Raw genomic sequence first — 25,371 nt, 5'->3', positions numbered from 1 at the left:
GTTTCCGCACAAGGAAAGGGGCGGGGCGGCGCGCATCGGAAGCGCGCCGCTTTTTGTTTTCCGCAAACAAAAACGGCGGCCAAGGGCCGCCGTTTTCTTGTTCGGCAGGTCGCTGGCGTTACTCGACCGTGACCTCGACCCGCCGTGCTTCCTGGGCCGGGCCGTCGCCCGTCGTCGCCATCGGCTTGTCCAGCACGATGCGCTCGGCCGGCACGCCCTGGGCTTCGAGCCAGTGCTGCACGCCCTCGGCCCGCTCCCTCGCCAACGCCTCGTTGGTGGCGGCGTCGCCGGCTGCGTCGTGGAAGCCGGAGATGCGCGCGACCGCACGCGAATTCTGGCGCAACGCATCCAGAACCCCGCCCAGCTGCGCATCGGCGTCCGCCGGCGGCATTGCCGAACCGACCTCGTAGTACAGCGTGGCGGCGGCAGCGCGGCCCGCGGCTGCATCCGCTCCATCACGGGTGGCACTCATGGCCGTGCCATCGCCTGCGACGTGGGCATCGGCACTGCCACCCGCGCTCCCCACCGGCAACAGCGGCACCATCAGCAGCGCCACGATGTTGATGATCTTGATCAGCGGGTTGATCGCGGGGCCGGCGGTGTCCTTGTAGGGATCGCCGACAGTGTCGCCGGTGACCGCGGCCTTGTGCGCTTCGGAGCCCTTGCCGCCGAAGTTGCCGTCCTCGATGTACTTCTTGGCGTTGTCCCAGGCGCCGCCGCCGGTGGTCATCGAGATCGCGACGAAGATGCCGGTGACGATGGTGCCGATCAGCAGGCCGCCCAGCGCCTTGGGCCCCAGCAGCATGCCGATCACGATCGGCACGGCCACGGGCAGCAGCGACGGTACGATCATTTCCTTGATCGCCGACTTGGTCAGCATGTCGACCGCCTTGTCGTACTGCGGCTTGCCCGTGCCTTCCATGATCCCGGGGATATCGCGGAACTGGCGGCGCACTTCCTCCACCACGCTGCCGGCCGCGCGGCCCACGGCTTCCATCGCCATCGCGCCGAACAGGTACGGGATCAGGCCGCCGATCAGCAGGCCGATGATCACGGTGTGGTCGGACAGGTCGAATGCGAACACCGTGCCCGGGTGCGCCGCCTGCAGGTTGTGGGTGTAATCGGCGAACAGCACCAGCGCGGCCAGCGCGGCCGAACCGATCGCGTAACCCTTGGTCACCGCCTTGGTGGTGTTGCCCACCGCATCCAGCGGGTCGGTGACTGCGCGCACCTCAGGCGGCATTTCCGCCATCTCGGCGATGCCGCCGGCGTTGTCGGTGATCGGGCCGTAGGCATCCAGCGCCACGATCATGCCGGCCATCGACAGCATCGCGGTCGCGGCGACGGCAATGCCATACAGTCCGGCGAACGAGAAGCACGCCCAGATCGCGAAGCACACCGCGATCACCGGCAGTGCGGTCGACTTCATCGACACGCCCAGGCCGGCGATGATGTTGGTGCCGTGGCCCGTGGTGGAGGCCTGGGCCACGTGCTGCACCGGCTTGTACTGGGTGCCGGTGTAGTACTCGGTGATCCAGACGATGGCGCCGGTCAGCAGCAGGCCGATCAGCGCGCACAGGAACAGGTTGGTCGTGCCATAGGCGGAATCGCCCATCATCGAGCCGGTCACGAACCAGAAGAACACCGCCGCGATCGCGCCCGACACGATCACGCCCTTGTACAGCGCACCCATGATCGAACCGCCCTCGGCGACCTTGACGAAGTAGGTACCGATGATCGAAGCGATGATCGACACCCCGCCCAGCACCAGCGGGTACAGGATCGCGTTGCGGCCGGCCTCGGCCATCATCAGCCCGCCCAGCAGCATGGTGGCGATCACGGTGACCGCGTAGGTCTCGAACAGGTCGGCGGCCATGCCGGCGCAGTCGCCGACGTTGTCGCCCACGTTGTCGGCGATCACCGCCGGGTTGCGCGGATCGTCCTCGGGAATGCCGGCTTCGACCTTGCCCACCAGGTCGGCGCCGACGTCCGCGCCCTTGGTGAAGATGCCGCCGCCCAGACGCGCGAAGATCGAGATCAGCGACGAGCCGAACGCCAGGCCGACCAGCGCATGCAGCGCGTCCGCGCTGGCCATGCCCATCTTCTCCAGCACCAGCCAGTAGCCAGCGACGCCCAGCAGGCCCAGCCCCACGACCAGCATGCCGGTGATGGCGCCGCCCTTGAACGCGACATCCATGGCCGGGCCGATGCCGCTGCGCGCGGCCTCGGCCGTGCGCACGTTGGCGCGGACCGACACGTTCATGCCGATATAGCCGGCCGCGCCCGAGAGCACCGCGCCGAGCAGGAAGCCGATCGCAGTCGGCCACTTGAGGAACAGGCCGATCAGCACGAACAGCACCGCGCCGGCGATGGCAATGGTGGTGTACTGGCGGTTGAGGTAGGCGCGTGCGCCTTCCTGGATCGCGCCGGCGATTTCCTGCATGCGCGCGTTGCCCGCGGGCTGCTTGTTGATCCAGCCGGCGTAATACATGCCGTACCCGATCGCGATGACGGCGCAGACCAGCGCCAGGACCAAACCGTACTGCTCCAGCATGTGACCCCTCCCAGAGTGATGCCAAAGGCGGCAAACCCCCGGACTATTGCACAGGCCCCTGTCGCCGCCAACCACGCCCGTGCTCGCGGGTGGCAACGCTACCCCGGCCGCGGTTGACTGCGCCGGCAGGCGCGCCCATCATCGATGGCCTCAGGACCCGGCGTGCCTTTGTTCCCGTGGCCAACGTCTATCGCTTTTCCGGCTTCGAACTCGACTGTGGGACGCGCGAGTTGCGGCGGAACGGCAAGTCCGTCGCGATGCCGGCGCGATGCTTCGAATGCCTCCAGCATCTGATCGAGCAGCGCGAGCGCGCGGTCAGTCGCGATGAGCTGGCGCAGGCTGTGTTCGGCCGCCACAACGTCTCGGACGCCCAGCTGGGTCAGGTGGTCCTGCGCGCGCGGCGCGTGGTGGGCGACGATGGCCGCCATCAGCGCTTGATCCGCACCGTGCCGCGATACGGCTTCCACTGGGTGGGGGAAACCCGCGAATCCGATGCGCCGCCGGAGACGGTGCAGGTGCTGTCGTTCGGGCCGGCCGCATCCAGCGCGCTGCCGCTGCAGCCGCAGCGCTGGCAACGGCAAGGGCTGGCGGCGGCGTTGATGCTGGTCGCCACGGCTGCCTGGGGTCTGCTGGGCGGGCCCGTGTCCATGCCGGTGCGCGAGGACCCCGAGCAGGTGCTGTTGCAGACGCAGCAGGATTTCCTGGCCGGGCGTCACCAGCGTGGCCTGGTGGCGTTGGACCATCTGCTCGAGTCACAAGGCGGTCGCGGCGACCCGCATCTGCGCGCCCGCGCGCTGGTGCAGCGCGCGCGCTTCGAGATCCGGCTGGGCCGCCACGCCGATGCCGAACAGGACTTCAGCGCAGCCATCGGCCTGATCGACATGCGGGCCGAGCCAGCCTTGCTTGGTCGGGCCCGCAACGGTCGCGGCGTGGCGCGGATCGCGTTGGGCAAGTTCGACGCGGCGCAGGAAGACCTGCAGCGGGCGCGCACGCTCCTGGCCCGCAGCGGCGACCTGCGTTCGCTGGGGTGGGTCAACGCCAACCTTGGTGTCCTGGAGCAACGCAGTGGCGGGGCCGGTGGCGCTCCGGGGCATGACCCGAGTTCGGAGTTGAACACATTCGTCGACGGCGATACCGGCGATCCCGGGGCGCTCGATCCGCTCGCAGGTATCGATGCAGGGCAGGCGGCCACCCACGCCGAACTGGCTTCGCTGCACCGGCAACTGCTGGAATGGCCACAGGCCCGGCGCCACGCCACCAGCGCATGGGCGCTGCGCGAGGAGATCCCGGACGCCGCCGACCGGTCTGCATTGGTGGTGGGCCTGGCCGAGACCCTGCTCGGCAGCGGCCGGCTGCACGAAGCCCGCACCCTGCTCGCCGCGCGCGGTGATGGCCAGAGGGCCGGAGGCGGCGATCGCCGCGCCGGCCTGCTGCGCACGGAACTGGCCTGGCGCAGCGGCGATCTCGGCGCTGCGCTCAAGCTCGCCGACCGGGCATTGGCCGATGGGCGGGTGGACGCCGATCCGGCCTTGCTCCGCCGGCTGCAGCGGCAGCGGCTGCAGCTGGGGTTGGCGGCGGGCGCGCCGGTCCCGGACGCGATCGTCGCGATGGTCGCCGCAGACGACACGATGGACGCCTGGCTGATCCGGGCGCTGGCGGCCCAAGCCTATGGGAGGCAACCGGAAGCCGGGCTCGCCTACCGCCGGGCGCTGGCGCGCGCCGAAGCCGCGGGCACTCCGGCCCGGATCGTGGACGTGGCCACCACCTACCTGCCCTGGCTGATCGAACGGGGCGCATTCGCCGAGGCATCGGCGCTGGCCGAGCGGATTGGCCCTTGGGCCGGGCAGGACTACGACGCGGCCATGCTGCAGGTGCGCCTGTCGCAGGCCCTTGGCGATCAGCGGGGATGGCAGGAAGCAGCCGCGAATGCCCGCAGGCTGGCCGGCGAACGTCCGTTGCCAGCCATGCCCGAAGCGCCGCGCACAAGCGCGCCGGACGGGCTCCTGGCCGTTCGCTGAGCGCCGACGAAGTGGTCCAGGGCGCCGCCCGGGGCCCGCCGATCCGCTGATTCGCGAGCCGATCAGTGCACCTGTAGCGCGTTCGTCATCATTTTGGAGTGGATTCCCGAGCCGTTCGCCGCAGCCTCGTTCGCTGCCCAACGAAAGAGGCGAATCCCCCATGATTCATCCGGTCAGACTGGCCACCACCGTGGCCGCCCTGTGTGCCATGGCCATGGCGTCCGCGGCGCCGACGAATGCGCCAGCGCAGAGCGCTGCGCAGCCATCGGCTTCGCCCGGCGCAAACGCGGTCCGAACGGCCGCCAACAAGCCCCCGAGTCACGACGGCCGATGGCTGCTGCCCACGGCGCAACGCCAGTTGCTGATCGAGGGCGATCTGTCGCGGTCGCTGGCCCTGGCCGACCTGACCGGCGACCGCACGGCGGACATCGTCACCGGGAACGAACTGAGCCTGACGGTCGGCGTGGTGCTCAGCGACCGCAAGGGCCGGGTGTCCGACGCCGTCTACTATCCGATCGCCAGCGCCGGCGAGGCCAGCCTGTACCGGGTCGAGGTGGCGGTGGGCCACCTGGTCGGCAAGCGGCATCCGGACATCGTCGCGGCCGGCTTCAGCCGCGACACGCTCGAAGTGTTCGTCGGCCAGGGCGCAGGGCGCTTCGCCGAGCCGATCCGGGTCAAGCTGGGCAACGGCGACGAGCCGTCATCGGTGGCCGTGGGCGACCTGAACCGGGATGGTCGCCAGGACATCGTCACCGGCGACGGCATGGACCAGACGGTCTCGGTCCTGTTCGGCGACGGCAAGGGCGGATTCTCGGAGCCGGCGCGGTTTCCCACCGCCGCCTTCGCCGGCGGGGTAGTGGTCGCCGACGCGACCGGCGATGGCTACCCGGACATCCTCAGCGCCGGGCTCGATGCCGGTGTGTCGCTGCTGGCGAGCAATGGCAAGGGCAAGTTCCATGCGCCGGTGCTGCTGTCGGCAGGGCCCGAAGTCAGCGTCCTGCGGCTGGCCGTCGCCGAGGTCACCGGCGATCGCCGCGTGGATATCGTCACCGCGAACCAGACCGACGGCGATGCCGGCTACGACACCCCCGGTTCGGTTTCGGTACTGGCCGGAAAGCGCGCCGGTGGCTTCGGTGCCGCGCAACTGCTGTCCTTGGGGAAGCAGACCCTCGGCCGCGCGGAATCGGTGGCGGTGGGCGACGTCACCGGCGATGGCCATGCGGACATCGTGGCCGGGCGGCCCGTCGACCGGATCCTGACGTTGCTGGCCAGCGACGGCGCAGGCGGGTTCGCGGGCCCGGTCGACATCCCCGGCGCGGGCGGGGCCCCCGATCCGGTGGCCATCGCCGATGTCACCGGCGACCGGCGGCCGGACATCGTCACCAACGTCGCGGTCGGCACCCACGAGATGGTGGCGATCCTGCCCACCGACCGGGCGGGTCATGTCGGCCGATGGGGAAATTTCGATACCAGGCTGCAGCTCAATGCCGAGTCGCTGGTGGGCGGCGACTTCAACGGCGATGGCCGACCGGACGTGGCCACCGCCGGCACCGCAGTGGACGGCAGGGTCAAAGTGGCCGTGCAGCTGGGCGATGGCTCGGGCGGGCTGGCCGCGCCGCGGCATTTCGATCTCGATGCGGACTCCGCCGCCGGGATCGCCGGCGGCGATGCCAACGCGGACGGCGCGATGGATCTGTTCGTCGTCCACGGCGGCCCCAACGCGGTTTCGGTCCTGCTGGGCGATGGCGAAGGTGGGTTCTCCGATCCGCATCGCTACGAGATAGCGCTCCAATCCCAGGGCGCGCGCGCGGTGACGGTGGCCGATCTCACTGGCGATGGCCATCTGGATATCGCCACGGCCAACGTGCCCTATTTCTGCCTGCCCGGAGATCCCGACTGCATGCCCCCTGATCTGGGCAGCATTTCGATCCTGGCCGGCGATGGCCGCGGCGGCTTCGGTGGCCAGATCCAGATCGAGGGGGTCGCAAGGGACCCGAGTTCTATCGCGGCGGCCGATGCCACCGGCGATGGAATCGCGGACCTCATCGTTCCCCACTTCGATTTCGGCGATCCGGGCCTGCGGCTGCTGGCCGGCGACGGTGTCGGCGGCTTCGGCGCCCCAGTCCACCTGACCACCGATTTCGGGCCGGTGGCCGTGGCCGCGGTCGACGTGACCGGCGACAAGCACCCGGACCTGGTCAGCCTCAACCACACCGCGCAAACCGTTTCGCTGCTGACCGGCAACGCCAAGAGTGGCTTCGACGCGGCCGTGCACTTCCCGCTGTACCTGGATCAGGACGTGGCCAGCTGCGAGCCGGCGTGCGCGTGGCTGTGGCCGTGGGCATGGTCCCTGGTCGTTGGCGACATCAATGGCGACGGTGCGCCCGACATCGCCACTGCCAACACCAACAACGGCACGGTCACGGTGCTGCGCAACGACGGCAGTGGCGCATTTTCGGCCATCGAACGCGTCCACACCGGCGGCGCGCCGCGCGCGATCACCCTTGCGGACGTGACCGGCGACGGCAAGGTCGACGTGGTCGCCGCCAATACCGAAGGCGCGGTCTCGGTCCACGCCAACGCGCGCTAGCACCTGGGGCAAGGGCGCAGCGTGCTGCGCCCTTGCCCGCGCAAATCCCGAGCGTGCCCGGATCCGACCTCCCCCGGACCCCTCGTCCCGGGCACGCTCGGGCCCGCTTGTGCCCGCAGCGCCTCTCCCCTCCCACTTGCGCGGAGGGCCAGGCCCTGCAGGCGACAGGAAGCGAGTTCCCGGCGCGGGCCGGTCCAGCCGGAAGCCCCGTCGAAGGGGTGTTCAGCTGCCCCGTGCCAGCCTGCGGCCCAGTTTTTCGAAGGACCTGACGGATGCGCGCCACCCCCCTGATCGCAATCCTCACCCTGGCCATCGCCCACCCGCTGCTGGCGGCCGAACCCGCCCCCGAGATCAAGCGCGAGGCCGGCACCCCGCAGGCGGTCAACGCCCTGCACACGCTGCGCCAGATCCCCGAAGCCTGTGCGCGGATGGAAGGCATGTTCACCGGCAACGCGGCGGAGCCCTACAAGTTCGCGCTGGTCCGCACCAGCCCGAACTGCCAGCCGCGCGCGCGCTTCGTGGAGTTCGCCAAGGCCAAACCCAGCGAGGCCGGCGGATGGAAGTTCAACGACCTGATCCAGGTCCCTAGCGCCGCCTGTCCGTCGCAGAAAGCGGTGGTCCGGGTCTGGCGCAAGCCGGCTGACGCTACCCCGCCCGAGCTCGACGCGCAGGGCCGCTCGCGCCTGTATCTAAAAGAGATGCAGGCGGCGGCGAAGCAGGGCGGCTATCAGCCGATCCCGATGTTCGCGGCCGAGATGAAGCTGGAAGGCCAGGCCTGCGGCGGTTGACGGTAGGGCGGGCTCAAGCCCGCCTTTCGGATTTTTTGTAACCCCCCGCGGGGGTGTTGCCCCCCAACGGGTGTGTAAAATGCTCCTCTCCCGCTTGCGGGAGAGGGCTGGGGTGAGGGGGAGCCGCAGGCGCCCTTCGTTTTTCAGCCGTCCTCGAAGCGCCCCCATCCCAGCCTTCCCCCGCCACGCGGGGGAAAGGGGGTCAGCAGAAGCCTCACGCCAGCGATTCGACGAACCGCAGCCCCGCGCGGTCCAGCCGCAGCGCACGACTGCCGGGAATGCGGCGCGCATGGCCGCGTCGGAGCAGGTCCTGCAATAGCGCCGCGCCGAAGGCGCCGGCGAGGTGGTCGCGACGCTCGCTCCAGTCCAGGCAGGGGCGGCACAGTGGGCGACGCGATGACTGCAGTGTCTCCAGGGCCAGGCCGCGGCGCCGGCACCAGGCTTCGCCAGCATCCGTCAATGCCCCACCATCGGCTTGCAACAGTCCATGCGCGCGCAGCGCATCGTGCAGGCGCACGCCCGCTTCGCCGGCGAGGTGGTCGTAACACACGCGCGCCGCACGCAACGCCGGATCGGCCGGACCGAAGCTGCGCCGCGGCGCGGCCGAAGCCGCGCCCATCAACGCCTCCAGCGCCGCTGCGATGTCCGCATCGGCGAGTCTGAAATAGCGATGCCGGCCCTGCGCGCGAACTTCCAGCACGCCACCGGCGGTCAGCCGCGCCAGGTGCGTGCTCGCGGTGGAGGCCGACACGCCGCTTTCCGCGGCCAGCTCGGTGGCGGTCAGCGCCTGGCCCGACATCAGGCTGGCCAGCATGCGGCTGCGGGTGGGGTCGCCGATCAGAGCGGCGAGCGCGGCGAGCTGGCCAGCATCGGACATGCTTCGATGCTAGTCGAAGCATCCGCACGCCGCCATGCGGATAGTGCGCCCAGGCCAGCACGGTGACTTCCGCATGACACAGCAACACCACTACCGCGCGCACGTCGCGTGGGAAGGCAACCTCGGCACCGGCACGGCGCGCTACGCCGGCTACAGCCGCGATTACCGCATGCACGTGGAAGGCAAGCCCGACCTGGCGGGCAGCTCCGACCCGGCCTTCCGCGGCGATCCTGCGCGGCACAATCCGGAAGACCTGCTGCTCGGTGCGATTTCGGCCTGCCACATGCTGTTCTACCTGTCGCTGTGCGCGCAGGCCGGCGTGGTGGTGGAGGCCTACGAGGATTCCGCCGAGGCGGTGATGCGGACGGAACCGGGCGGCGGCGGGCGCTTCGAATCGGTGACGCTGCACCCGCGCGTGCGCATCGCCGCCGGCAGCGATGCGGCGCTGGCGGCGCAACTGCACGCGCGCGCGCATGCGCTGTGCTTCATCGCCAATTCCTGCAGCGTGCCGATCGCGCATCGGCCGGAGATCGCGGCCGGCGGCGACGGGCGATGAAGGACGTGACGGTGATGCTCGACGACGTGCCCGGCAGCCTCGCGCGCATGGGCGCCGCACTCGGGGCAGCCGGCGTGAGCATCGAGGGCGGCGGCGCCTGGGTGGTGGACGGCCGCGGCGTCGGCCACTTCCTGTTCGAGGACGGCGAGGCGGCGCGCGGTGCGCTGGAAGCCGCCGGCATCGAAGTCGCCGCGGTGCGCGAGGTGGTGCTGCAGCGCCTGGACCAGGCCACCCCCGGCCAGCTGGGCGCGCTCACCGCGCGCATGGCTGCCGCCGGCGTGAACATCGAGGTGCTCTACAGCGACCACGACCACCGGCTGGTACTGGTGGTGGACGACCCGGCGCGCGCGCGGGAGGTGGCGGCGGGCTGGATGGCGGAGCGGGAGCGGGCGGCGTAGAACCCCTCGCGCGCCGGGCAAGAAGCCGACGCTCCGAGCAAAAAGGCCCGCGCTCCGAGCAAATAAGCCGGCGCTCCGACTAAATAAGCCGGCGCGCCGAGCACATAAGCCGGCGCTCCGACTAAATAAGCCGGCGCGCCGAGCAAAAAGGCCGGCGCTCCGCCCAAAAAGCTCGGTGCTCCGAGTTAAAAGGCCCGCGCGCCGACTAAAGAAGCCCGCGCCCCGACCAAATAAGCCGGAGCTCCGGTCAAAACGCTCGGCGCTCCAAGCTAAAAGGCCGGCGCTCCAGCCGGATCAGCTGGGATGCCGAACCGCCCACCCGCCGCCGGGCAAACCCTGACCCCCGCACCGTCATGCCCGCGCAGGCGGGCACCCATGGACGTTGCGCCCGGGCGCCTTTCGGCCACCCGTTGTCCCGGTACCCCGGATGCTGCCGCCTACCTCAGCCGAACCCGCCGCGCCGCCAGCACGATCGGCAGCGCGAACAGGAACATGTGCGAGAGCAGGTCCAGCAGCAGCGGCCACGACGGCGTGAGCCCGGACGGGAAGGGGAAGGCCGACAGCGGCAGCACCACCAGCCGCATCGCCAGCAGCACCAGCACGCCGTAGCCGATCGCCGACACCAGCGGCCGCCGCAGCAGTGCCGGCAGTGTCCGCGCCGCCAGCACGAACAGCGCCGCCCAGCCGAACGACAGCAGGAAATGCAGCGCCAGCCCGAGAGCGGCCGTGCGCATCCCGCCTTCGAACGCCGCCTGCCCCAGCGCCCCGCTGGCCACGATCTGCAGCAGATGCACCGCGGTATCCCCGCGCGCGATGGCCATGCCGATGGCGAACACAATGTCGCCCAGCCCGCCGATGGCGCCGCCGATCACGATGGCTTGCAGTGGGGTCAGGCGTTTCATCGCTTCGTGCTCCTGGGTGGTTTCGAACCGCGTTACGCGGGCTTTTGCGTCATGACCAGCACCATCGCCCACAAGCCCACAACGGCAATGAAGTTCACGGTGAATACGAGGCCTCTGAGCCGGACGTTGGTGGTCAGGATCTGGATGGAGCTGTGGAGTAGACGCCCACCTACGAACACCCAGGCGAGCGCGAGCGCCAACCGTCCCGTTCCATGCTGCATGAGAATCAGACATGCGGCATAGAAGAACACCGGCCACTCGAACTGGTTCGAGAGATTGGCGCTGATGCGAGGCTCGACCTTTGCCCATGGATTGCTGCCATCGGGACGCCGGCCGACCCCCCAGACGGATGGAGCGCGCGCGGCGGTGAGCAGCACGTAGAGAAAGGCAGTCAGCGCCACGTGTGCGGCCATGGGAAGGATCAGCGGATGCACGATGTGGCTCCCCACGTTCGATCCACGAGTTTTCAGGACTGCGGATCGAACTGGAACACGCGCAGCTCCTGGTCGCAGCGGCAGGCCTTCGCGATGCGCGCAGCCCACGCGATGGCCTCCTCGCGCGAGGGCAGTTCGAGCACGGTGAAGCCGCCATCCAGCGGGGGCGCCCACGGGTAGCCGCCTTCGGCGACGGCGCCGTCGGCCGAAACGAGCACGGGCGGCACGTCTTCGTCGATGCCGCCGCCGAAGACGTAGACGCCTGCGGCCTTCGCCTCATCGATCACCGCGTGCGCGTCGCGGCCCACCGCTTCCCACTCGCCGTCGGGCACCACCATCGCCGCGCTGGGGAAGGAGATCAGGTACTTGGACATGGTGGTCTTCCTCCGGGGTTGATGACTGCCGCGAAGTGTATGCGCGGTCTGACGCCTTCACCCTACGAGGTCTGCGGGACCGATGAGGCCGGTTCGATTGGTTGGCGGGTCAAGACCCGCCCTACGAACGACGCTGTTGTAGGGCGGCTTTCAACCCGCCTTACGCGAGTTGACGCCCCCATTGTGCCGCCCCCGTGCGATGGATACGCCGTTCGCGGATCGGTCGCTTCTGTGCGACGAAGGAGACCATCAAAGAAGCGTCAGGCGCGGGGAACGAGGGGCCGCCCCGTTGCCTTCTCGTATGCGCGCAACACGCGCGAAAGGTGCGTCCGCTGCAGGACCAGGCGCTTGGTCAGGCCCCAGGGGCTGCGGCCCCGCTGGTACTTGAAGTCGATCCACCTGGTTCTGGGCGTCGCATGCCGGAACGTCTCCCACACCATCGGCAGGTACTCATCCTCCAGGCTCAGGCCAACCATATGCCTGACACTCACCCGTTCGGGATCGCCGCGCTGCAGCCGGTAGGTGATGTACACCGCGCGGCGCCTGCAACAGCTGCACGTGCGGCGCAACAGCCCCTGGTCCCAGGCGCTTGGCGCCAGCTCATCCCAGATGAACGCGGCAACGCTCTTCGACTCGCAGACGTCAAGCCAGGCTGGCCGGTCGCCGCATGCGATGCACTGCCACCAGTACTTTGCCGCCATGGAGTACCTGCCTGAGGATGGGTCATCCGACGCATGCGGCCGATCACGTCTGCCGTCTTACGCCTCGAACTCTGCCAACTTCCGCACAACGCATTGCGCAACTCCTTTAGGGCAGGCTGCGGCCCCTTCCGATTCTAGTTCCAACAGCAGGCAGGCTCGAGCCCGTGCTACGGGTTTAGGAGACGATTGCGCCGGTGCCACTGCCCTTACGCGGATTGTTAGTCGGCAACGCCAGAAGCCTTGAGGACCAGCGGGTTGCGGACACCTTGGATAGCTCCAATGAGAATTGCGATGCCACTCCATAAATCACTTGCATCGTGGCTCGTTGGTCGCCAGTCGAAGTCGTTGCCGAAACCGCCAAAGAATGCTCTTAGCTTTTTTTGAGCGGCAGGATGCTCAATCTTGTGTGCCAACGAGTTGCGCAACGAGTTTAGCTTTTCGCAGAGACTCCAGATCATTGAAAGTTCATGAGTTCCTGTGAGCGCTAGAACGAGCTTGATCTTGGCCGGGAATCGAATCTCAACGTCTTGTAGTGATTCCGGAGATTTGCAATGGGCCCAAATGATCTCGTCAAGCAACTCCTCGATCAGTAGATGGCCCTTTAGCGCAACAAGTGTTAGGTCATATGAGCGCGGTAGGTGTTGAAGCACCCGCTCTATGTGTTTCATGTCTAGCTGCGTCATGAGTGACCTTCCATTGCGGCCTAACGCCAGGGGAGGTTCGGCTTGAGCGAATTAGAGCCCGCCCGTACGAGATCTGTAGTCAACCCATGTCTCTCAGTGAAGGTGCAAGCTCCGGCTGTACTCTTCTATAAGCCCGCTGCAGAACAAGTCGTTTCTGAGATGGATATGGTCACGCTGAACCGAGGCAGTCTTGACCAGTTCGCTTTTGATGAGATCGCAGTTGTGAGATGAAATTCCAGCTGCTGTGCCATAGATGTGCCTGATCTGTCCAGAAAGCTTATAAGGCGAACCCAGAAGCTGGAGATTCAGCTTGTGGTAGGCAAATCCTAGGAACATTACTCTTTCGGATGTTTGGATCAGATTCTTGATCTGTGTGATGTCGGATGAATCAGGGTCCGTGCCTTCGGTGAAGGTCTTGATCTGCCTGGCGATATCCAACAATTGCGAATGGCTCGGCTTTGCTCCGAACGCAATTGTGCTTGCTTTTAGGGACTGCCAAGGAAGTCGGCCAACAGTACCGTAAGGGTGGTAAATCTCGATGCCGTTTACTAGGGCAGACGCACTGTCATCTGACAGGCGGTAGTAGTTCTGAAGCCAAGAGTGTAGATAGTGCTCCACACAACGATCGTAATTGAATATTACAAAGTTCAACCCCGAAAGTCGTTCTTCCAGGCCGTCTGGTCGGCAATTCTCTGTGACAATTTTCAAAAGCGGACTGAGCCAAGTAGCTTCAGTTTGATCAAAGCGAAGTTTGTTCTTGTAGTTGCTTGGATCAATGTAGAGGCTGGACTGCTTTTCAGCGTCGAGTATTGCTCGTGATATGGCCAGTTTTCCGCATATCTCAATCCCTTCGTTGCCTTGGTGGGTATCTATAAAGTTGTCAATTGATAACGCTTGAGGCATCGCATCGCGTATATGCCTGAGAGATTCAAGGAAAGGATTGACGCTTCTTTGCCCATTGAAGCGTTCCGCGCCAACCGATCGCAGCGCCTCGCATATCTCATGGTCGCCAGACTTCTGCCGTCCAAAATCTTCGAACTCGATGTTTAACAGAGAAGATATCTTCGACTTCAGCTCTGCTCCCGTAGGCAGACCGAACTCTTTGCTTGCGCCTGCGCCAACAACAATAGTGAGCTTATTCGCTGAGGTCATGCTCTCACCAGAATGGGCTAGTACCAGAGTTGGGCCTGCCCACAAAATTGAATTGCCTTGAATGAATTGCTAGGGCTGCTGTCAGGGCCAGGCAATTCTTGTCTATGGCTGTCAACTGACCTCGTTGGGAAGGTGCAATCCCATTCTCGAAAGGCACATCATCTGTTGGTATCTGACAAGCAGGGCGCTAACGCCATCCCTCTTACGCCTCGAACGCCGGCAGTTTCTTCCTGACCAGCTTGTTCTGCAGCTCCACGTAGTTCGGAATCCCATTGCGCCCATACGGCGGCGGCGCTTCCCCACGGATCAGCGGTTCCAGATACTTGCGTGCCGCAGCGGTGATGCCGTAACCATCCTTGCGGATGAAGCCGGCCGGCATCTTCTTCTCGTGATTGGCGACCTTGTCCAGCTTTGCTGCTTCGATCTTCCAGCGGTAGGGCGAGTCCGAGGTGCGCTTGATCACCGGCATCGTCGCGTTCATGCCTTTCAACGCGTACTGCACCGCGGCCTTGCCGACGGCCATGGCCTGGTCGAGGTCGGTCTTCGACGCCAGGTGCCGGGCCGAACGTTGCAGGTAGTCGGGCAGGGTCCAGTGCACCTTGTAGCCGAGTTCGGCCTTGACCCGGCCGGCCAGGAACGAGGACACGCCGCCGAGCTGGGTGTGGCCGAAGGAATCGACCGTGCCCATGTCGGCGACGAATTTGCCGTCCGCGCCGTGGATGCCTTCGCTGGCGACGACCACGCAGTAGCCGACGCGCTCGACCACGCGCCGCACGTTGGCGAGAAAATCGGCCTCGTCGTAGGGCCGCTCGGGGAACAGGATCAGGTGCGGGGCCTCGTCGGGCCCGTTGCCGGCCAGGCCACCGGCCGCGGCCAGCCAGCCGGCATGCCGCCCCATGGCCTCGTACACGAACACCTTGGTCGAAGTCTCGGCCATCGCCGCGACGTCCAGCGCGCATTCGTGCACCGACACCGCGGTGTACTTGGCGGCCGAGCCGAAGCCCGGGCAGCAGTCGGTCACGGCGAGGTCGTTGTCGACCGTCTTGGGCACGCCGATGCAGGTCAGCGGCACGCCGTATTCGGTCGCCAGCTTCGAGACCTTGAGCGCGGTGTCGGCCGAGTCGTTGCCGCCGTTGTAGAGGAACCAGCGGATGTTGTGCGCCTGGAAGACCTCGAGCAGGCGCTCGTAGCGGGCGCGGTCGGCCTCCAGCGACTTCAGCTTGACCCGGCAGCTGCCGAACGCGCCGCCGGGGGTGTGCGCGAGCGCGCGGATCGCCGCCGCCGATTCCTTGGAGGTATCCACCAATTCCTCGCGCAGCGCGCCGAGGATCCCGTTGCGCGCGGCCAGCGCCCGGACCTTGCGGGCGCGCGCCTCGCTGATCACGGCCGAAGCGGTGGCATTGATCACGGCGGTGACGCCGCCGGACTGGGCGTAGAGCAGGGTGGGTGCGGGTTGCGGCATGCAGTCGACTCCAGTGAGCGCGGCCCCGTCGGGCGGGCTGCGGCGGGTTTACGGTAAGCTGGCGCGAGATCGGGCCGGGCGGAGTGTAGCCCCGGCCCCGCAGGAATTCGGAGGAAGCGGATGCGATTGGTGTTGCTGGGCGCACCCGGCTCGGGCAAGGGCACGCAAGCCGCGCGGCTGAAAGGTCATCTACAGGTGCCGCACATCTCCACCGGCGATCTGCTGCGCGCGGAAGTGGCCGCCGGCAGCAAGCTGGGACTGGAAGCCAAGGAAATCATGGCCCGCGGCGAGCTGGTCAGCGACGCGATCCTGCTGGGCATGCTGGAGTCGCGCTTCTCGCAGGCCGACACGGCCGGCGGCTTCATCCTCGACGGCTACCCGCGCAACCTGGCCCAGGCCGGTGCGCTCGACGGGCTGCTCCAGCGCATCGGCCAGCCGATGGATTACGCCGTGCAGCTGGACGTGCCCACGGAACTGCTGGTGGAGCGCATCGCCGGGCGGGCCCAGGCCGAAGGCCGCGCGGACGATTCGCCCGAGTCGGTCCGCACCCGGCTGCGCGTCTACGAGCAGCAGACCGCGCCGGTGATCGAGTTCTACCGCCAGCACGGCCAGCTGACCGTGGTCGACGGCGTGGGTTCGCTGGACCAGGTGTTCACCCGGATCGTCGAGGCGATCGCGCCGGTGCGCGAGATGGGCTGAAGGTCGATCCGGCCGTCTTCGCCAGCCAACAGCGCAATGAAAAACGCCCCGACTAACCGGGGCGTTTTTCTGCGACAACGTCTGTGACAAACCAGGCCGGGATCAGCCGGTCTTCAGGGTCAGGCCGTAGGCCGACAGGATCGGCAGCAGCGGCTGAAAATAGCTGCGGGTGCGGTTGTTCGGCTGCTTGCCCTTGCAGCTGCCGCTACCGCCCGAGAGCACGCCCTGGGCCTGGCCGGGACCGGTGATGAACGAGCCGCCCGAGTCGCCGCCTTCGGAGCAGGCGGTGGTGCGGGTGAGGTTCAAGATCGTTTCGCCGCTGCTGTAGTTGACGGTCTGGTTCAGGGCCTCGACCGTACCGCAGCGCCAGCCCGAGGTGCGGCCGGAGCGGCAGATCGCAGTGCCAACGCCGCCTGCGGTGCTGCCCTTGACGGTCACGTCGCCCTTGCCCCAGCCGTAGACGATCGCCGACTGGGTATGCCCCGCGGTGAGCGCGACCCACGCGTAGTCGTTACCGGTCTGGCCCGGGTTCGGGAAGTTGGACGCCTGGAAGGTGCCGATCTGCGGACCGAGCGTCCACTGCGGGCCCGTTCCTGCCGAGCCTTCCAGATACGTCCTCTCGCCGGCGTCACCGCAGTGACCGGCACTGACGTAACCCAGGGTCGTGCCCTTGGAGACGTTGAAGCCGATCGAGCAGGCGTACAGATAGCCGTCGCCCGGGTTGCGCAGGTAGCCCAGGCCACCCTTCAGGTCGGCGCGCAGGCTCGGCTGCTCTTCCTCGACGACAAAGCGCACGCTCTGGACATCGGCACCGCTGGCCGCGACGAAATTGATCCCCGCCTGTTGCCCGCCCTTGCCGATACTGACCACGACGCTGTTGCTGGGCACATCGACATACCAGCCGTACACGCCCTTGGGCACCTTGGCCCCCTGCGCCAGCAGGTCGTCGAGCTGTGCCTTCGAAGCGTTGAGCGACGCGAAACTGTTGCGCGCGTTACGGATCTCTACCCCGGAAGGACCCTTCTGCGGCCTGATCGCGGTGGTGGCGACGACCAGCTTGAAGTTGCCGTTGGCCTGCTTCTCGATCCAGCTGCCGGCGTAGTTGCGGCCCTGCGCGGCGGCCAGCTTCTTCTCCTGCAGTGCAGCGAGGCGTTCGGTCCGTAGGTACTGCGACAGCTGGGCAGACGACAGGCCGAGGTCGCGCTGCATCGCCGCTCTCAGCGCCGGTGATACTTCCTGGCCGGAGGACGCCGGCGCGGCGGCGGCGACCATGGCGACCGCGAGTGCGATCGGCGAAAGCACGAGCAGGCCGCGTTTGGCCCGGGAAACGAACTTGCGCATTCTGAGGTTCTCCTGACGGACGGGACGATCGATCGGATGTTGCTACCCAGCAAACGCATCGCCGCGAACGGTGCGGCCGCAAACGGCGTGCGGGCCCGGCAGGCGATGCTGGCACAGCGGCAGCGGTCGAGTCTGAATAGCCGGATCGGCGACAATGGCCCGATGAGCAAACTGCATATCCTCGGCATCGCCGGCACCTTCATGGGCGGCGTCGCCGCGCTGGCCCGGGAACTCGGGCACGCCGTCGAAGGCAGCGACCAGAACATCTATCCGCCGATGTCGACCCAGCTCGAGCAGCTGGGCATCGCGCTGCGCCAGGGCTATGCGCCCGAAAACATCTCCGCCGACTGCGACGAGATCGTGGTCGGCAACGCGCTCTCGCGCGGCAACCTGGCCGTGGAACACGTGCTCGATGCGGGCCTGAAGTACACATCGGGCGCGCAGTGGCTGAGCGAACAGGTGCTGCCCGGCCGCGACACCCTGGCCGTGGCAGGCACCCATGGCAAGACCACCACGACCACGATCCTGGCGTACCTGCTGCAGGCGGCAGGGCGCGAGCCCGGCTTCCTGATCGGCGGCGTGGCCGAGGACTTCGGCGTGTCCGCGCGCGTGGGAACGGGGCGCGAGTTCGTGGTGGAAGCCGACGAGTACGACACCGCGTTCTTCGACAAGCGCAGCAAGTTCGTGCACTACCGGCCGCTGGTGGCGATCCTCAACAACCTAGAGTACGACCACGCCGACATCTTCCCCGACGTGGCCGCGATCCAGCGCCAGTTCCACCACCTGGTGCGCATCGTGCCGCGGCGCGGGCGGCTGATCGTCAACGGCGCCGACGAACGCCTGGCCGAAGTGCTGGCGATGGGCAGCTGGACGCCGGTCGAGCGCTTCGGCCTGCTGTCCGAGGGCACCGCGCCTGTGTACGAGTGGAGCGCACGCAAGCTGCGCGAGGACGGCAGCGCGTTCGTCGTGCTGCACGGCACGCGCGAGATCGGCACGGTCGAATGGCCGATGCTCGGCGACCACAACGTGCTCAACGGGCTGGCCGCGCTGGCCGCCTGCCACGCCGTCGGCGTGGAGATCGGCGCGATCCTGCCGGCGCTGGCGGCCTTCCGCAGCGTCAAGCGCCGGCTGGAAGTGCTGGGCAGCGCGCGCGGCGTCACCGTGTACGACGATTTCGCTCACCATCCCACTGCCATCGCCACCACGCTGGCGGGACTGCGCGCGCGCGTCGGCGAAGCGCGCGTGATCGTTGCGATGGAGCCGCGCAGCAATTCGATGCGCCTGGGGGCGCATGCCGAGGCGCTGGCGCCTTCGCTCGCGGGCGCGGACGCGGTGGTGTTCCTGCACCGGCCGGAACTGGCCTGGGATGCGGGCACGGTGCTCGCCGCGCTGCGTGCAGAAGGCCATGCGGTCCCGGACGCCGACGCGCTGATCGCAAAGCTCTCGACGCTGGTGCGCGAAGGCGACCATGTCGTGTTCATGTCCAACGGCGGCTTCGACGGCGCGCCGCGACGGTTTCTCGCCGCGCTTGTCTGAAGGAACAACCACGGGCACGGTGCTAGGCTGACCGAGTGACCGAATCGCTCCCGCTGTTTCCGCTGCACAGCGTGCTGCTGCCCGGCGCGGCGCTGGGCCTGCGGATCTTCGAGCCGCGCTATCTCGACCTGGTGCGGGATTGCGGGCGCAATGCGCGCGGTTTTGGCGTCTGCCTGATCCTGTCCGGTGCCGAGGTCGGCGCGCCTGCGACCCCGGCCGCGTACGGCACCGAAGCGCTGATCGAGGATTTCGGCAGCAGCGACGATGGCCTGCTCACCCTGCAGGTGCGCGGCGCGCGGCGCTTCCACGTACGCCGCACCCGCGTGCGCGACAACGGCCTGCTGGTGGCCGATGTCGACTGGTGCCCCGATGATCCCGACGACGAACTGCGCGCCGAGCATGGGTTGCTGTCGACCCTGCTCGAACGCGTGATCGGCCATGTCGGCGGAGAATTCGCGAAAGCCCCGGCCGCGCGCCTGGACGATGCCGCCTGGGTCGGCTGGCGCCTGGCCCAGCTGCTGCCGCTGGCCGACGCGCAGCGCCAGTCGCTGCTGCAGGAAGACGATCCGCATGCGCGGTTGGATCTGCTGCTGCAATTGATGCCGTAGGGCGTCGCAGGCTCGCCTTGGCTCGCTACTGGTCTTGCGCGGTCGAAATCCGCAGCACATGCGCCTCGCCCGTGTTGCGCGCGCCATCCTGCATCGGTAGCGAAGCGGCGGATGCGCGCAGGGCCCGGTGTGAGGCGCCGGCGTCTGCGATGGGCTGCCACAGGCCGAAGGCGCCGAACGGCCGGGTGTAGCGCAGGGTCTGGGTGCTGCCGATCCACAATGGCGTGCCGTCGGCCAGGCGCACCGGCGCAGGCCACAGCCGCAACACCTGGGTGCTGGCGCCGTCGGCGGCGTCGCGACGCAGCAGCAGGGCTTCGGGATGCGCATCGAGCGTGGCCGGCAACACCGGTTGTCCGTCGCTGCGAGCGTCCTCACGCAGCAGACCCAGGGTCGAGATCCAGTCGGCCTGCGGCTGCACCCGCCAGCCCTGCGCCTCGAGCAGCGACTGCAGCGGCTCCAGTGGGCCGGCGACCTGCACGTCCAGCAGCCAGCGCAGGCTGGCATCGCGTTCGTTGCGGCGCTCGGGAAGGCGCTGCCAGCCGTTCTGGCGCCAATCCTCCAGGCGCATGACCTGGGTGGGCGGCGGCGCGCTGAACTTCGTGAGTACCGTGTCCACCGCGCGCGGCGCATGCCAGAACCCGGCGACCAGGAAGGCGCCGTAGAACAGCGACGCCAGCGGCCGCATCCAGAACGAACGCGCCACGTGCCGCCGGTAGGCGATGCCCAGCAACAGCAGCCAGACGATGCCCAGCAGCATCCCGGCGACCACGTCGCTGAGCCAATGCGCGCCCAGGTACAGCCGGGCGAAGCCGAGCAGGGCCACCACCGCGCCACTGACCAGATATGGCCACACCCGCTTGCGTCCCGGCCATTCGCGCGCGATCAGCACGGCGAAGAAGCCGAAGGTGATGGTGGTCATCGTCACCGCGATCGAGGGGAAGCCGAAACCCTCCGGTGCCGTGGGCGGTCGCGGCATGTCCACCGACGCGCCCAGCCAGGTGGTCAGCGCCAGGCCGAAGGCGAGTGCGGCCAGCCAGTGCGCCGCCGCGATCCAGCGCCGACGCCAGATCAGGTAGGCCAGGGCGAGCCCCGCGGCCGGCAGCAGCACCTGCGCATCGCCGATCGACGCCAGCCCGGCCATCAGCCGGTCGGCCAGCGGATTGCGCAGGGTGTACAGAAAGTCGAACACGCTGCGGTCGATCGCCAGCGGTTCGCCACGCATCCAGACCGTGGCCAGCAGCGCGAACCAGGCCCAGGCGATCGCGAGCAGGCACACCGCCAGGATCGCCAGCGACGCGGACTCGGGCCGGTTCGGATCGATCAGCGCCGCGGCATAGCGACCCATGATCGGATGCGCCCGGGTCCACTTCAGCGCGCGCGCCAGCAGGTTGTCGGCATGGTGCGCAAACCAGCGCCAGGTGTAGAGCACGCCGGCCCAGACCAGGGCCAGCACCGCCGCCAGCGCCAGCAGGACCAACGCCAGGCGATCGGCGACCGCGGCCACCGCGTCGTAGGAGGCGCCGAAGATCCAGCCCGGGGCCAGGAACAGCGCGGCCCAGCTCAGCGCGGCAAAGATGCTGGCTGGCACGTAGCGCCGGAGCGGCATATGCAGCATGCCGGCGACGGCCGGCACGAAGGGACGCACCGGGCCGACGTAACGTGCGATCACGATGCCCTTGGCGCCGTGGCGGCGGAACAGCTGCTCGCCGCGGTCGATCAGCTGCGGGTAGCGCCGGAACAGCAGGTGATCGCGCATCTGCGGGCCCCAGAGCCGCCCCAGCCAGTAGCTGAGGGCATCGCCGGCGAACGCGCCGGCGCCTGCGCACACGATCGCGTAGGGACCATCCACGTGACCCAGGCCGACCAGCGCGCCGACCGCGAACAGCAGCGGCAACGCCGGCACCACGATGCCGACCACGGCCAGCGCATCGCAGAACGCGATCAGGAATATCACGCCGCCGGCCAGCACCGGGTGCGCGCTGATCCATGCGACGATGCCATCGAGCCAGGCGGATTGCATGGCGTAATTGTAGAGGGGCTCCCCGATCGCCTTTGTGGCAATCGCTGTGGGAGCGGCCTCGGCCGCGAATGCTCTGACCTGTCGGTCGCGGCGGCGAAGAGCATTCGCGAGCAAGCTCGCTCCCACAAGGGCGGGGCGAAATGGCAACCAGTGTGGGAGCGGCCTTGGCCGCGAATGCTCTGACCTGTCGGTCGCTGCGGCAAAAAGCAATCGCGAGCAAGCTCGTTCCCACAGGCAGGCAACCGGTCCGCCTCGGATGGCGGGCAAGGGCCCGCCCTACAATCTGCGCATGGATCGCAGCGACGCCGTCGAACTCCAGGCACTCAAGTCCGACAGTTTCGGCCGCATCGCGCTGATGCGCGGCGCCGACGGCACCCCGTTCGTGCGCCGCGATCTGCGCTTCGTGCCGCTGTGGCTGCGTGCGCCGGCATGGTGGCTGGCGCGACGCGAGGCGCGCGCGCTCCGGTGCGTGGCGGGCCTGCCGGCGATGCCGCAACTGCTGGGCTGGGACGGGCGCGTGCTCGATCGCAGCTTCCTCGATGGCGCGGCCATGTACCAGCGTCCGCCGCGCGGGAACGTGGCCTATTTCCGCAGCGCGCGCCGGCTGCTGCAGCGGCTGCACCGCGCCGGCATCGCCCACAACGACCTGGCCAAGGAAGCCAACTGGCTGGTGCTGACCGACGGATCGCCGGGCATCATCGACTTCCAGCTCGCCGTGCGCGGGCGCCAGCGCTCGCGCTGGATGCGGCTGCTCGCGCGCGAGGACCTGCGCCACCTGCTCAAGCACAAGCGCATGTACTGCGCGCACGCGCTTACGCCGGTGGAAAAACGCCTGCTCAAGCGCCACTCGTGGCTGCGCGAAGCCTGGTTCGCTACCGGCAAGCCGGTGTATCGCTTCGTCACCCGGCGCATTCTCAAATGGGAAGACAACGAGGGGCAGGGACCGAAGCCGTAGGGGCGTGACGTAGGAACGACGTCAGTCGCGAGCCCCTGGCTGGCCGGCGCGTAGCGCGAGAAGCTCGCGGCTGACGCCGCTCCTACAATGGATCGCATCCGATACTTACGAGGCCGCCATGTCCACCCTTGCCGGCAAGACCCTGTTCATCACCGGCGCCTCGCGCGGTATCGGCCTGGCCATCGCCCGCCGCGCGGCGCGCGATGGCGCCAACATCGCCATCGCCGCCAAGTCGTCGGTGCCGAATCCGAAGCTGCCCGGTACCATCCACACCGCGGCGGCGGACGTCGAGGCCCTGGGCGGCCATGCGCTGGCGCTGCAATGCGATATCCGCGAAGAGGACCAGGTTCGCGCCGCGGTGGCCGTCGCGGTGGACGCGTTCGGCGGCATCGACATCCTGGTCAACAACGCGAGCGCCATCTGGCTGCGCGGCACGCTCGACACGCCGATGAAGCGCTTCGACCTGATGCAGCAGGTCAATGCGCGCGGCAGCTTCGTCTGCGCCCAGGCCTGCCTGCCGCACCTGCTGCAGGCGCCGAACCCGCACATCCTCACCCTGGCCCCGCCGCCGTCGCTGGCGCCGAAATGGTGGGCGCCGCACACCGGCTACACCCTGGCGAAGATGGGCATGAGCTTCGTGACCCTGGGCCTGGCGGCCGAGTTCGGGCCGCAGGGCGTGGCGGTGAATGCGCTCTGGCCGCGCACCGTGATCGCCACCGACGCGATCAACATGATCCCGGGCGTGGACCCGCGCAACTGCCGCACGCCGGAGATCGTGGCCGATGCCGCGCACGCGGTCCTGGTCCACGAGGCCCGGGGCTTCAGCGGCCGCTTCCTGATCGACGAGGAGGTGCTGCGCGAGACGGGCGTGCAGGACTTCGACCGCTATGCGGTGGAGCCGGGCCAGCCGTTGCTGCCGGACCTGTTCCTCGACTAGCGAGCCCTCGATCGGCACCGCCCCAGCCGCGCACGGTTAACGCTCCCCGCCGTCCACCCGTCAGAACCCGAGCAGCCCGATCCGGAATCGCGTGGAAGCCATTGAGGCGACGCCAGCACTGGTCGAATCCGCGCGCCGGGGACATCGCGGCGCGATGGATGCGTTGTATCGCCGGTTCGCGCCGGTGGTGCACGGCGTTTTGCTGGGCTACGTGCAGCAGGCCGACGCGGACGATCTGACCCAGGACGTGTTCGAGACCGCGGTACGGCGCCTGGGCGAACTGCGCGACGCGGCTGCCTTCCCCGGCTGGATCGTCAGCATCGCGCGCCGCGCGGCATTGGACGAAAAGCGGCGGCGCGTTCCACTCACCGGCGTGTCGGTCGAAGCCGAATCCGGCACGGCCACGCATGAGGAGCGGCTCGATGCCGAACGCACCCTGGCTGCGATTCGCGGACTGCCGGAGGCTTATCGGGAAACCCTGATGTTGCGACTGGCCGAGGGGCTGACCGGGCCCGAGATCTCCGCACGCACCGGGCTCACGCCAGGCAGTGTGCGCGTCAACCTGCATCGCGGCATGACGCTGCTGCGCACCGCGCTGGCATCCGGCGGACCGGGAGGGAACACGCGATGAGCGGCGATGAGCACAACGATTACCTGTGGGACCGCAGCGGACCGGTCGATCCCGAGATCGCCCGGCTCGAGCGCCTGTTGCGGCCCCATGGCCACGATGGACGCGCCTTCCACGGCGGCGCCGCAGCTTCGCCGACTCGTGTCGCCCGCAGTCCGCGGCGTCGCTGGCGCATCGCCTACGCCGCCGCCGCGGTGTTGGGGCTGTGCGCCATCGGCCTCAATGCCTGGTACCGGCATCGCCTGCAATGGGAGCCCGGACGGCCCTGGCAGGTGATCGCCCAGCGCGGCGAGGTGAAGATGTCTGGTGCAGACGGACGGGCTCCGCACGCGTTTCCTTTGCAGGGCACGCTGCAGACCGGCGGCGACGGGATGGTGCGTCTGCGCGCGGCGCGGATCGGCGAGATCGCGCTGGACAGGAATTCGCAGCTGCGCCTGGTCGAAAGCCGCACCGGCCGGCATCGGCTGCAGCTGCAACAAGGGCGCATGTGGGCCCGGGTATGGGCGCCGCCCGGCCAGTTCGGCGTCGGCCTGCGCGGCGCCGACGTACTCGACCTGGGGTGCGAGTTCATCATGCAAAGCGATGCGGCCGGGAACGGCGCGCTGACCGTGCGCAGCGGCTGGGTGCAGGTCGACAACGGCTGGGACGAGGTGCTGGTGCCCGAGGGCGCCACCGTGCGCCTGCACGGCGATCGTGCGCCCGGCACCCCGCGCGACATGGGGGCGACACCGCAGTTCGTCGCTGCGCTCGACGCGATCGACGCGCGCGGCGCGGATGTCGATCCGCGCGGCGAGGAACTGCGCCGGCTGATCGCCGCTTCGCGCACCGGTGACGCGATCAGCCTGGTGTCGCTGGTGCGGCGCAATCCGCGCCTGGCCGAGGGCCCGCTGTACGAGCGCATCGTGCAGGTGCTGCCACGCGCGGGGCTGGTGACCCGCGCCGACCTGCGCCGCCGCGGCGCCGTCGCTCTCGGCCCGTGGTGGGATGCCCTGCCGTATCCGCGGATCAAGAGTTGGTGGATGCAGTGGCCGGATGTGCTGCCTGCGCGGGACCGGGGCCCCGCCTGGCTGCAGGCTGAGGCGGACGGCTAACACTCGTCGCGCTACGGCGTCCTTGTCGTGCACGCGGCGCATCGTTGCGCCGCGGCCTGACCCGGAG

23 protein-coding genes and 1 pseudogene are annotated in these 25,371 nt (G+C 68.4%); 12 read left to right on the top strand and 12 right to left on the bottom strand.

Annotation, left to right across the window (positions count from 1 at the left end):
- Nucleotides 1–118: 118 nt before the first annotated feature.
- Nucleotides 119–472 (bottom strand): OmpA family protein, encoded by a 354-nt coding sequence (locus MC375_RS01080; RefSeq protein WP_277929315.1) that lies wholly within the window; start codon nucleotides 470–472, stop codon nucleotides 119–121.
- 57 nt (nucleotides 473–529) lie between these two features.
- A pseudogene (locus MC375_RS01075) lies at nucleotides 530–2,554 on the bottom strand (sodium-translocating pyrophosphatase); the annotation flags it as partial.
- A 176-nt stretch (nucleotides 2,555–2,730) separates the two neighbouring features.
- On the opposite strand from MC375_RS01075, the gene MC375_RS01070 reads away from it, so the two are divergent.
- The 3 genes from MC375_RS01070 (at nucleotide 2,731) to MC375_RS01060 (ending at nucleotide 7,950) form a co-directional block, all read left to right on the top strand.
- Nucleotides 2,731–4,572: a winged helix-turn-helix domain-containing protein gene (locus MC375_RS01070; RefSeq protein WP_242101432.1), complete on the top strand. Its 1,842-nt coding sequence runs from the start codon at nucleotides 2,731–2,733 to the stop codon at nucleotides 4,570–4,572.
- Nucleotides 4,573–4,732: 160 nt separating this feature from the next.
- Nucleotides 4,733–7,162: a VCBS repeat-containing protein gene (locus tag MC375_RS01065; protein WP_242101431.1), complete on the top strand. Its 2,430-nt coding sequence runs from the start codon at nucleotides 4,733–4,735 to the stop codon at nucleotides 7,160–7,162.
- Between the two features lie 272 nt (nucleotides 7,163–7,434).
- Complete coding sequence (locus tag MC375_RS01060; protein WP_242101430.1) at nucleotides 7,435–7,950, top strand: hypothetical protein; 516 nt, start codon at nucleotides 7,435–7,437, stop codon at nucleotides 7,948–7,950.
- A gap of 214 nt (nucleotides 7,951–8,164) precedes the next feature.
- Here the strand turns inward: MC375_RS01060 and MC375_RS01055 are convergent, their stop codons facing one another.
- Nucleotides 8,165–8,827: a winged helix-turn-helix domain-containing protein gene (locus MC375_RS01055; RefSeq protein WP_242101429.1), complete on the bottom strand. Its 663-nt coding sequence runs from the start codon at nucleotides 8,825–8,827 to the stop codon at nucleotides 8,165–8,167.
- 73 nt (nucleotides 8,828–8,900) lie between these two features.
- On the opposite strand from MC375_RS01055, the gene MC375_RS01050 reads away from it, so the two are divergent.
- A complete protein-coding gene (locus tag MC375_RS01050; RefSeq protein ID WP_242101428.1) occupies nucleotides 8,901–9,383 on the top strand; it encodes an OsmC family protein in 483 nt (160 codons plus the stop codon).
- Nucleotides 9,380–9,781 carry a hypothetical protein gene (locus MC375_RS01045; RefSeq protein WP_242101427.1) on the top strand — a complete coding sequence of 134 codons (402 nt, stop codon included), beginning with the start codon at nucleotides 9,380–9,382 and terminating at the stop codon, nucleotides 9,779–9,781. The genes MC375_RS01050 and MC375_RS01045 overlap by 4 nt, the downstream gene beginning before the upstream one ends.
- Nucleotides 9,782–10,218: 437 nt before the next feature.
- Here the strand turns inward: MC375_RS01045 and MC375_RS01040 are convergent, their stop codons facing one another.
- From MC375_RS01040 to MC375_RS01010, 7 genes are all read right to left on the bottom strand, one after another.
- The gene (locus MC375_RS01040; RefSeq protein ID WP_242101426.1) at nucleotides 10,219–10,683 is read right to left on the bottom strand and encodes a hypothetical protein; all 465 of its coding nucleotides are present in this window, start codon (nucleotides 10,681–10,683) and stop codon (nucleotides 10,219–10,221) included.
- Nucleotides 10,684–10,715: 32 nt separating this feature from the next.
- Entirely contained in the window at nucleotides 10,716–11,117 is a 402-nt protein-coding gene (locus tag MC375_RS01035; RefSeq protein ID WP_242101425.1) for an MAPEG family protein, read from the bottom strand.
- Nucleotides 11,118–11,149: 32 nt separating this feature from the next.
- Nucleotides 11,150–11,491, bottom strand: a complete 342-nt coding sequence (locus MC375_RS01030; RefSeq protein ID WP_242101424.1) for a transcription initiation protein — start codon at nucleotides 11,489–11,491, stop codon at nucleotides 11,150–11,152.
- Between the two features lie 260 nt (nucleotides 11,492–11,751).
- The gene (locus MC375_RS01025) at nucleotides 11,752–12,192 is read right to left on the bottom strand and encodes a hypothetical protein (protein ID WP_242101423.1); all 441 of its coding nucleotides are present in this window, start codon (nucleotides 12,190–12,192) and stop codon (nucleotides 11,752–11,754) included.
- A 218-nt stretch (nucleotides 12,193–12,410) separates the two neighbouring features.
- Nucleotides 12,411–12,875, bottom strand: a complete 465-nt coding sequence (locus MC375_RS01020; protein WP_242101422.1) for a hypothetical protein — start codon at nucleotides 12,873–12,875, stop codon at nucleotides 12,411–12,413.
- A gap of 93 nt (nucleotides 12,876–12,968) precedes the next feature.
- Complete coding sequence (locus MC375_RS01015) at nucleotides 12,969–14,027, bottom strand: hypothetical protein (RefSeq protein ID WP_242101421.1); 1,059 nt, start codon at nucleotides 14,025–14,027, stop codon at nucleotides 12,969–12,971.
- A gap of 202 nt (nucleotides 14,028–14,229) precedes the next feature.
- Complete coding sequence (locus MC375_RS01010) at nucleotides 14,230–15,489, bottom strand: 6-phosphofructokinase (RefSeq protein WP_242101420.1); 1,260 nt, start codon at nucleotides 15,487–15,489, stop codon at nucleotides 14,230–14,232.
- Between the two features lie 120 nt (nucleotides 15,490–15,609).
- On the opposite strand from MC375_RS01010, the gene MC375_RS01005 reads away from it, so the two are divergent.
- On the top strand, nucleotides 15,610–16,188 hold the full coding sequence (locus MC375_RS01005; RefSeq protein ID WP_242101419.1) for an adenylate kinase: 579 nt from the start codon (nucleotides 15,610–15,612) through the stop codon (nucleotides 16,186–16,188).
- A gap of 102 nt (nucleotides 16,189–16,290) precedes the next feature.
- On the opposite strand, the gene MC375_RS01000 is transcribed toward MC375_RS01005, so the two are convergent.
- Entirely contained in the window at nucleotides 16,291–17,529 is a 1,239-nt protein-coding gene (locus tag MC375_RS01000) for a S1 family peptidase (RefSeq protein WP_242101418.1), read from the bottom strand.
- Between the two features lie 162 nt (nucleotides 17,530–17,691).
- On the opposite strand from MC375_RS01000, the gene mpl reads away from it, so the two are divergent.
- The gene (gene mpl / locus MC375_RS00995; protein WP_242101417.1) at nucleotides 17,692–19,065 is read left to right on the top strand and encodes a UDP-N-acetylmuramate:L-alanyl-gamma-D-glutamyl-meso-diaminopimelate ligase; all 1,374 of its coding nucleotides are present in this window, start codon (nucleotides 17,692–17,694) and stop codon (nucleotides 19,063–19,065) included.
- Between the two features lie 35 nt (nucleotides 19,066–19,100).
- Nucleotides 19,101–19,673 (top strand): LON peptidase substrate-binding domain-containing protein, encoded by a 573-nt coding sequence (locus tag MC375_RS00990; protein ID WP_242101416.1) that lies wholly within the window; start codon nucleotides 19,101–19,103, stop codon nucleotides 19,671–19,673.
- Between the two features lie 25 nt (nucleotides 19,674–19,698).
- Here the strand turns inward: MC375_RS00990 and MC375_RS00985 are convergent, their stop codons facing one another.
- Entirely contained in the window at nucleotides 19,699–21,693 is a 1,995-nt protein-coding gene (locus MC375_RS00985) for a bifunctional DedA family/phosphatase PAP2 family protein (protein WP_242101415.1), read from the bottom strand.
- 289 nt (nucleotides 21,694–21,982) lie between these two features.
- Here MC375_RS00985 and MC375_RS00980 point away from each other — a divergent pair, with 289 nt between their 5' ends.
- From MC375_RS00980 to MC375_RS00965, 4 genes are all read left to right on the top strand, one after another.
- Nucleotides 21,983–22,648 carry a serine/threonine protein kinase gene (locus MC375_RS00980; RefSeq protein ID WP_242101414.1) on the top strand — a complete coding sequence of 222 codons (666 nt, stop codon included), beginning with the start codon at nucleotides 21,983–21,985 and terminating at the stop codon, nucleotides 22,646–22,648.
- 118 nt (nucleotides 22,649–22,766) lie between these two features.
- Entirely contained in the window at nucleotides 22,767–23,585 is an 819-nt protein-coding gene (locus MC375_RS00975) for an NAD(P)-dependent oxidoreductase (protein WP_242101413.1), read from the top strand.
- 91 nt (nucleotides 23,586–23,676) lie between these two features.
- Nucleotides 23,677–24,216, top strand: a complete 540-nt coding sequence (locus tag MC375_RS00970) for a sigma-70 family RNA polymerase sigma factor (RefSeq protein ID WP_242101412.1) — start codon at nucleotides 23,677–23,679, stop codon at nucleotides 24,214–24,216.
- Entirely contained in the window at nucleotides 24,213–25,304 is a 1,092-nt protein-coding gene (locus tag MC375_RS00965; protein ID WP_242101411.1) for a hypothetical protein, read from the top strand. Before MC375_RS00970 ends, MC375_RS00965 begins: the two co-directional genes overlap by 4 nt.
- Nucleotides 25,305–25,371 lie beyond the last annotated feature (67 nt).

This window comes from Lysobacter sp. M2-1 (assembly GCF_022662495.1).
GTDB lineage: Bacteria > Pseudomonadota > Gammaproteobacteria > Xanthomonadales > Xanthomonadaceae > JAKPBU01.
The sequence above is the reverse complement of the archived record's forward strand: the minus strand, read 5'-3'. Positions and strand labels throughout refer to the sequence as shown.

What these genes read in the sequence shown, in the direction of transcription:
- MC375_RS01080 (WP_277929315.1), bottom strand. Translation starts at nt 472, where the DNA reads ATGAGTGCCACCCGTGATGGAGCGGATGCAGCCGCGGGCCGCGCTGCC.
- MC375_RS01010 (WP_242101420.1), bottom strand. Translation starts at nt 15,489, where the DNA reads ATGCCGCAACCCGCACCCACCCTGCTCTACGCCCAGTCCGGCGGCGTC.
- MC375_RS01015 (WP_242101421.1), bottom strand. Translation starts at nt 14,027, where the DNA reads ATGACCTCAGCGAATAAGCTCACTATTGTTGTTGGCGCAGGCGCAAGC.
- MC375_RS01040 (WP_242101426.1), bottom strand. Translation starts at nt 10,683, where the DNA reads ATGAAACGCCTGACCCCACTGCAAGCCATCGTGATCGGCGGCGCCATC.
- MC375_RS01065 (WP_242101431.1), top strand. Translation starts at nt 4,733, where the DNA reads ATGATTCATCCGGTCAGACTGGCCACCACCGTGGCCGCCCTGTGTGCC.
- MC375_RS01050 (WP_242101428.1), top strand. Translation starts at nt 8,901, where the DNA reads ATGACACAGCAACACCACTACCGCGCGCACGTCGCGTGGGAAGGCAAC.
- MC375_RS01005 (WP_242101419.1), top strand. Translation starts at nt 15,610, where the DNA reads ATGCGATTGGTGTTGCTGGGCGCACCCGGCTCGGGCAAGGGCACGCAA.
- MC375_RS00965 (WP_242101411.1), top strand. Translation starts at nt 24,213, where the DNA reads ATGAGCGGCGATGAGCACAACGATTACCTGTGGGACCGCAGCGGACCG.
- mpl (WP_242101417.1), top strand. Translation starts at nt 17,692, where the DNA reads ATGAGCAAACTGCATATCCTCGGCATCGCCGGCACCTTCATGGGCGGC.
- MC375_RS01020 (WP_242101422.1), bottom strand. Translation starts at nt 12,875, where the DNA reads ATGACGCAGCTAGACATGAAACACATAGAGCGGGTGCTTCAACACCTA.
- MC375_RS01055 (WP_242101429.1), bottom strand. Translation starts at nt 8,827, where the DNA reads ATGTCCGATGCTGGCCAGCTCGCCGCGCTCGCCGCTCTGATCGGCGAC.
- MC375_RS01025 (WP_242101423.1), bottom strand. Translation starts at nt 12,192, where the DNA reads ATGGCGGCAAAGTACTGGTGGCAGTGCATCGCATGCGGCGACCGGCCA.
- MC375_RS00985 (WP_242101415.1), bottom strand. Translation starts at nt 21,693, where the DNA reads ATGCAATCCGCCTGGCTCGATGGCATCGTCGCATGGATCAGCGCGCAC.
- MC375_RS01060 (WP_242101430.1), top strand. Translation starts at nt 7,435, where the DNA reads ATGCGCGCCACCCCCCTGATCGCAATCCTCACCCTGGCCATCGCCCAC.
- MC375_RS00975 (WP_242101413.1), top strand. Translation starts at nt 22,767, where the DNA reads ATGTCCACCCTTGCCGGCAAGACCCTGTTCATCACCGGCGCCTCGCGC.
- MC375_RS01000 (WP_242101418.1), bottom strand. Translation starts at nt 17,529, where the DNA reads ATGCGCAAGTTCGTTTCCCGGGCCAAACGCGGCCTGCTCGTGCTTTCG.
- MC375_RS01030 (WP_242101424.1), bottom strand. Translation starts at nt 11,491, where the DNA reads ATGTCCAAGTACCTGATCTCCTTCCCCAGCGCGGCGATGGTGGTGCCC.
- MC375_RS00980 (WP_242101414.1), top strand. Translation starts at nt 21,983, where the DNA reads ATGGATCGCAGCGACGCCGTCGAACTCCAGGCACTCAAGTCCGACAGT.
- MC375_RS01045 (WP_242101427.1), top strand. Translation starts at nt 9,380, where the DNA reads ATGAAGGACGTGACGGTGATGCTCGACGACGTGCCCGGCAGCCTCGCG.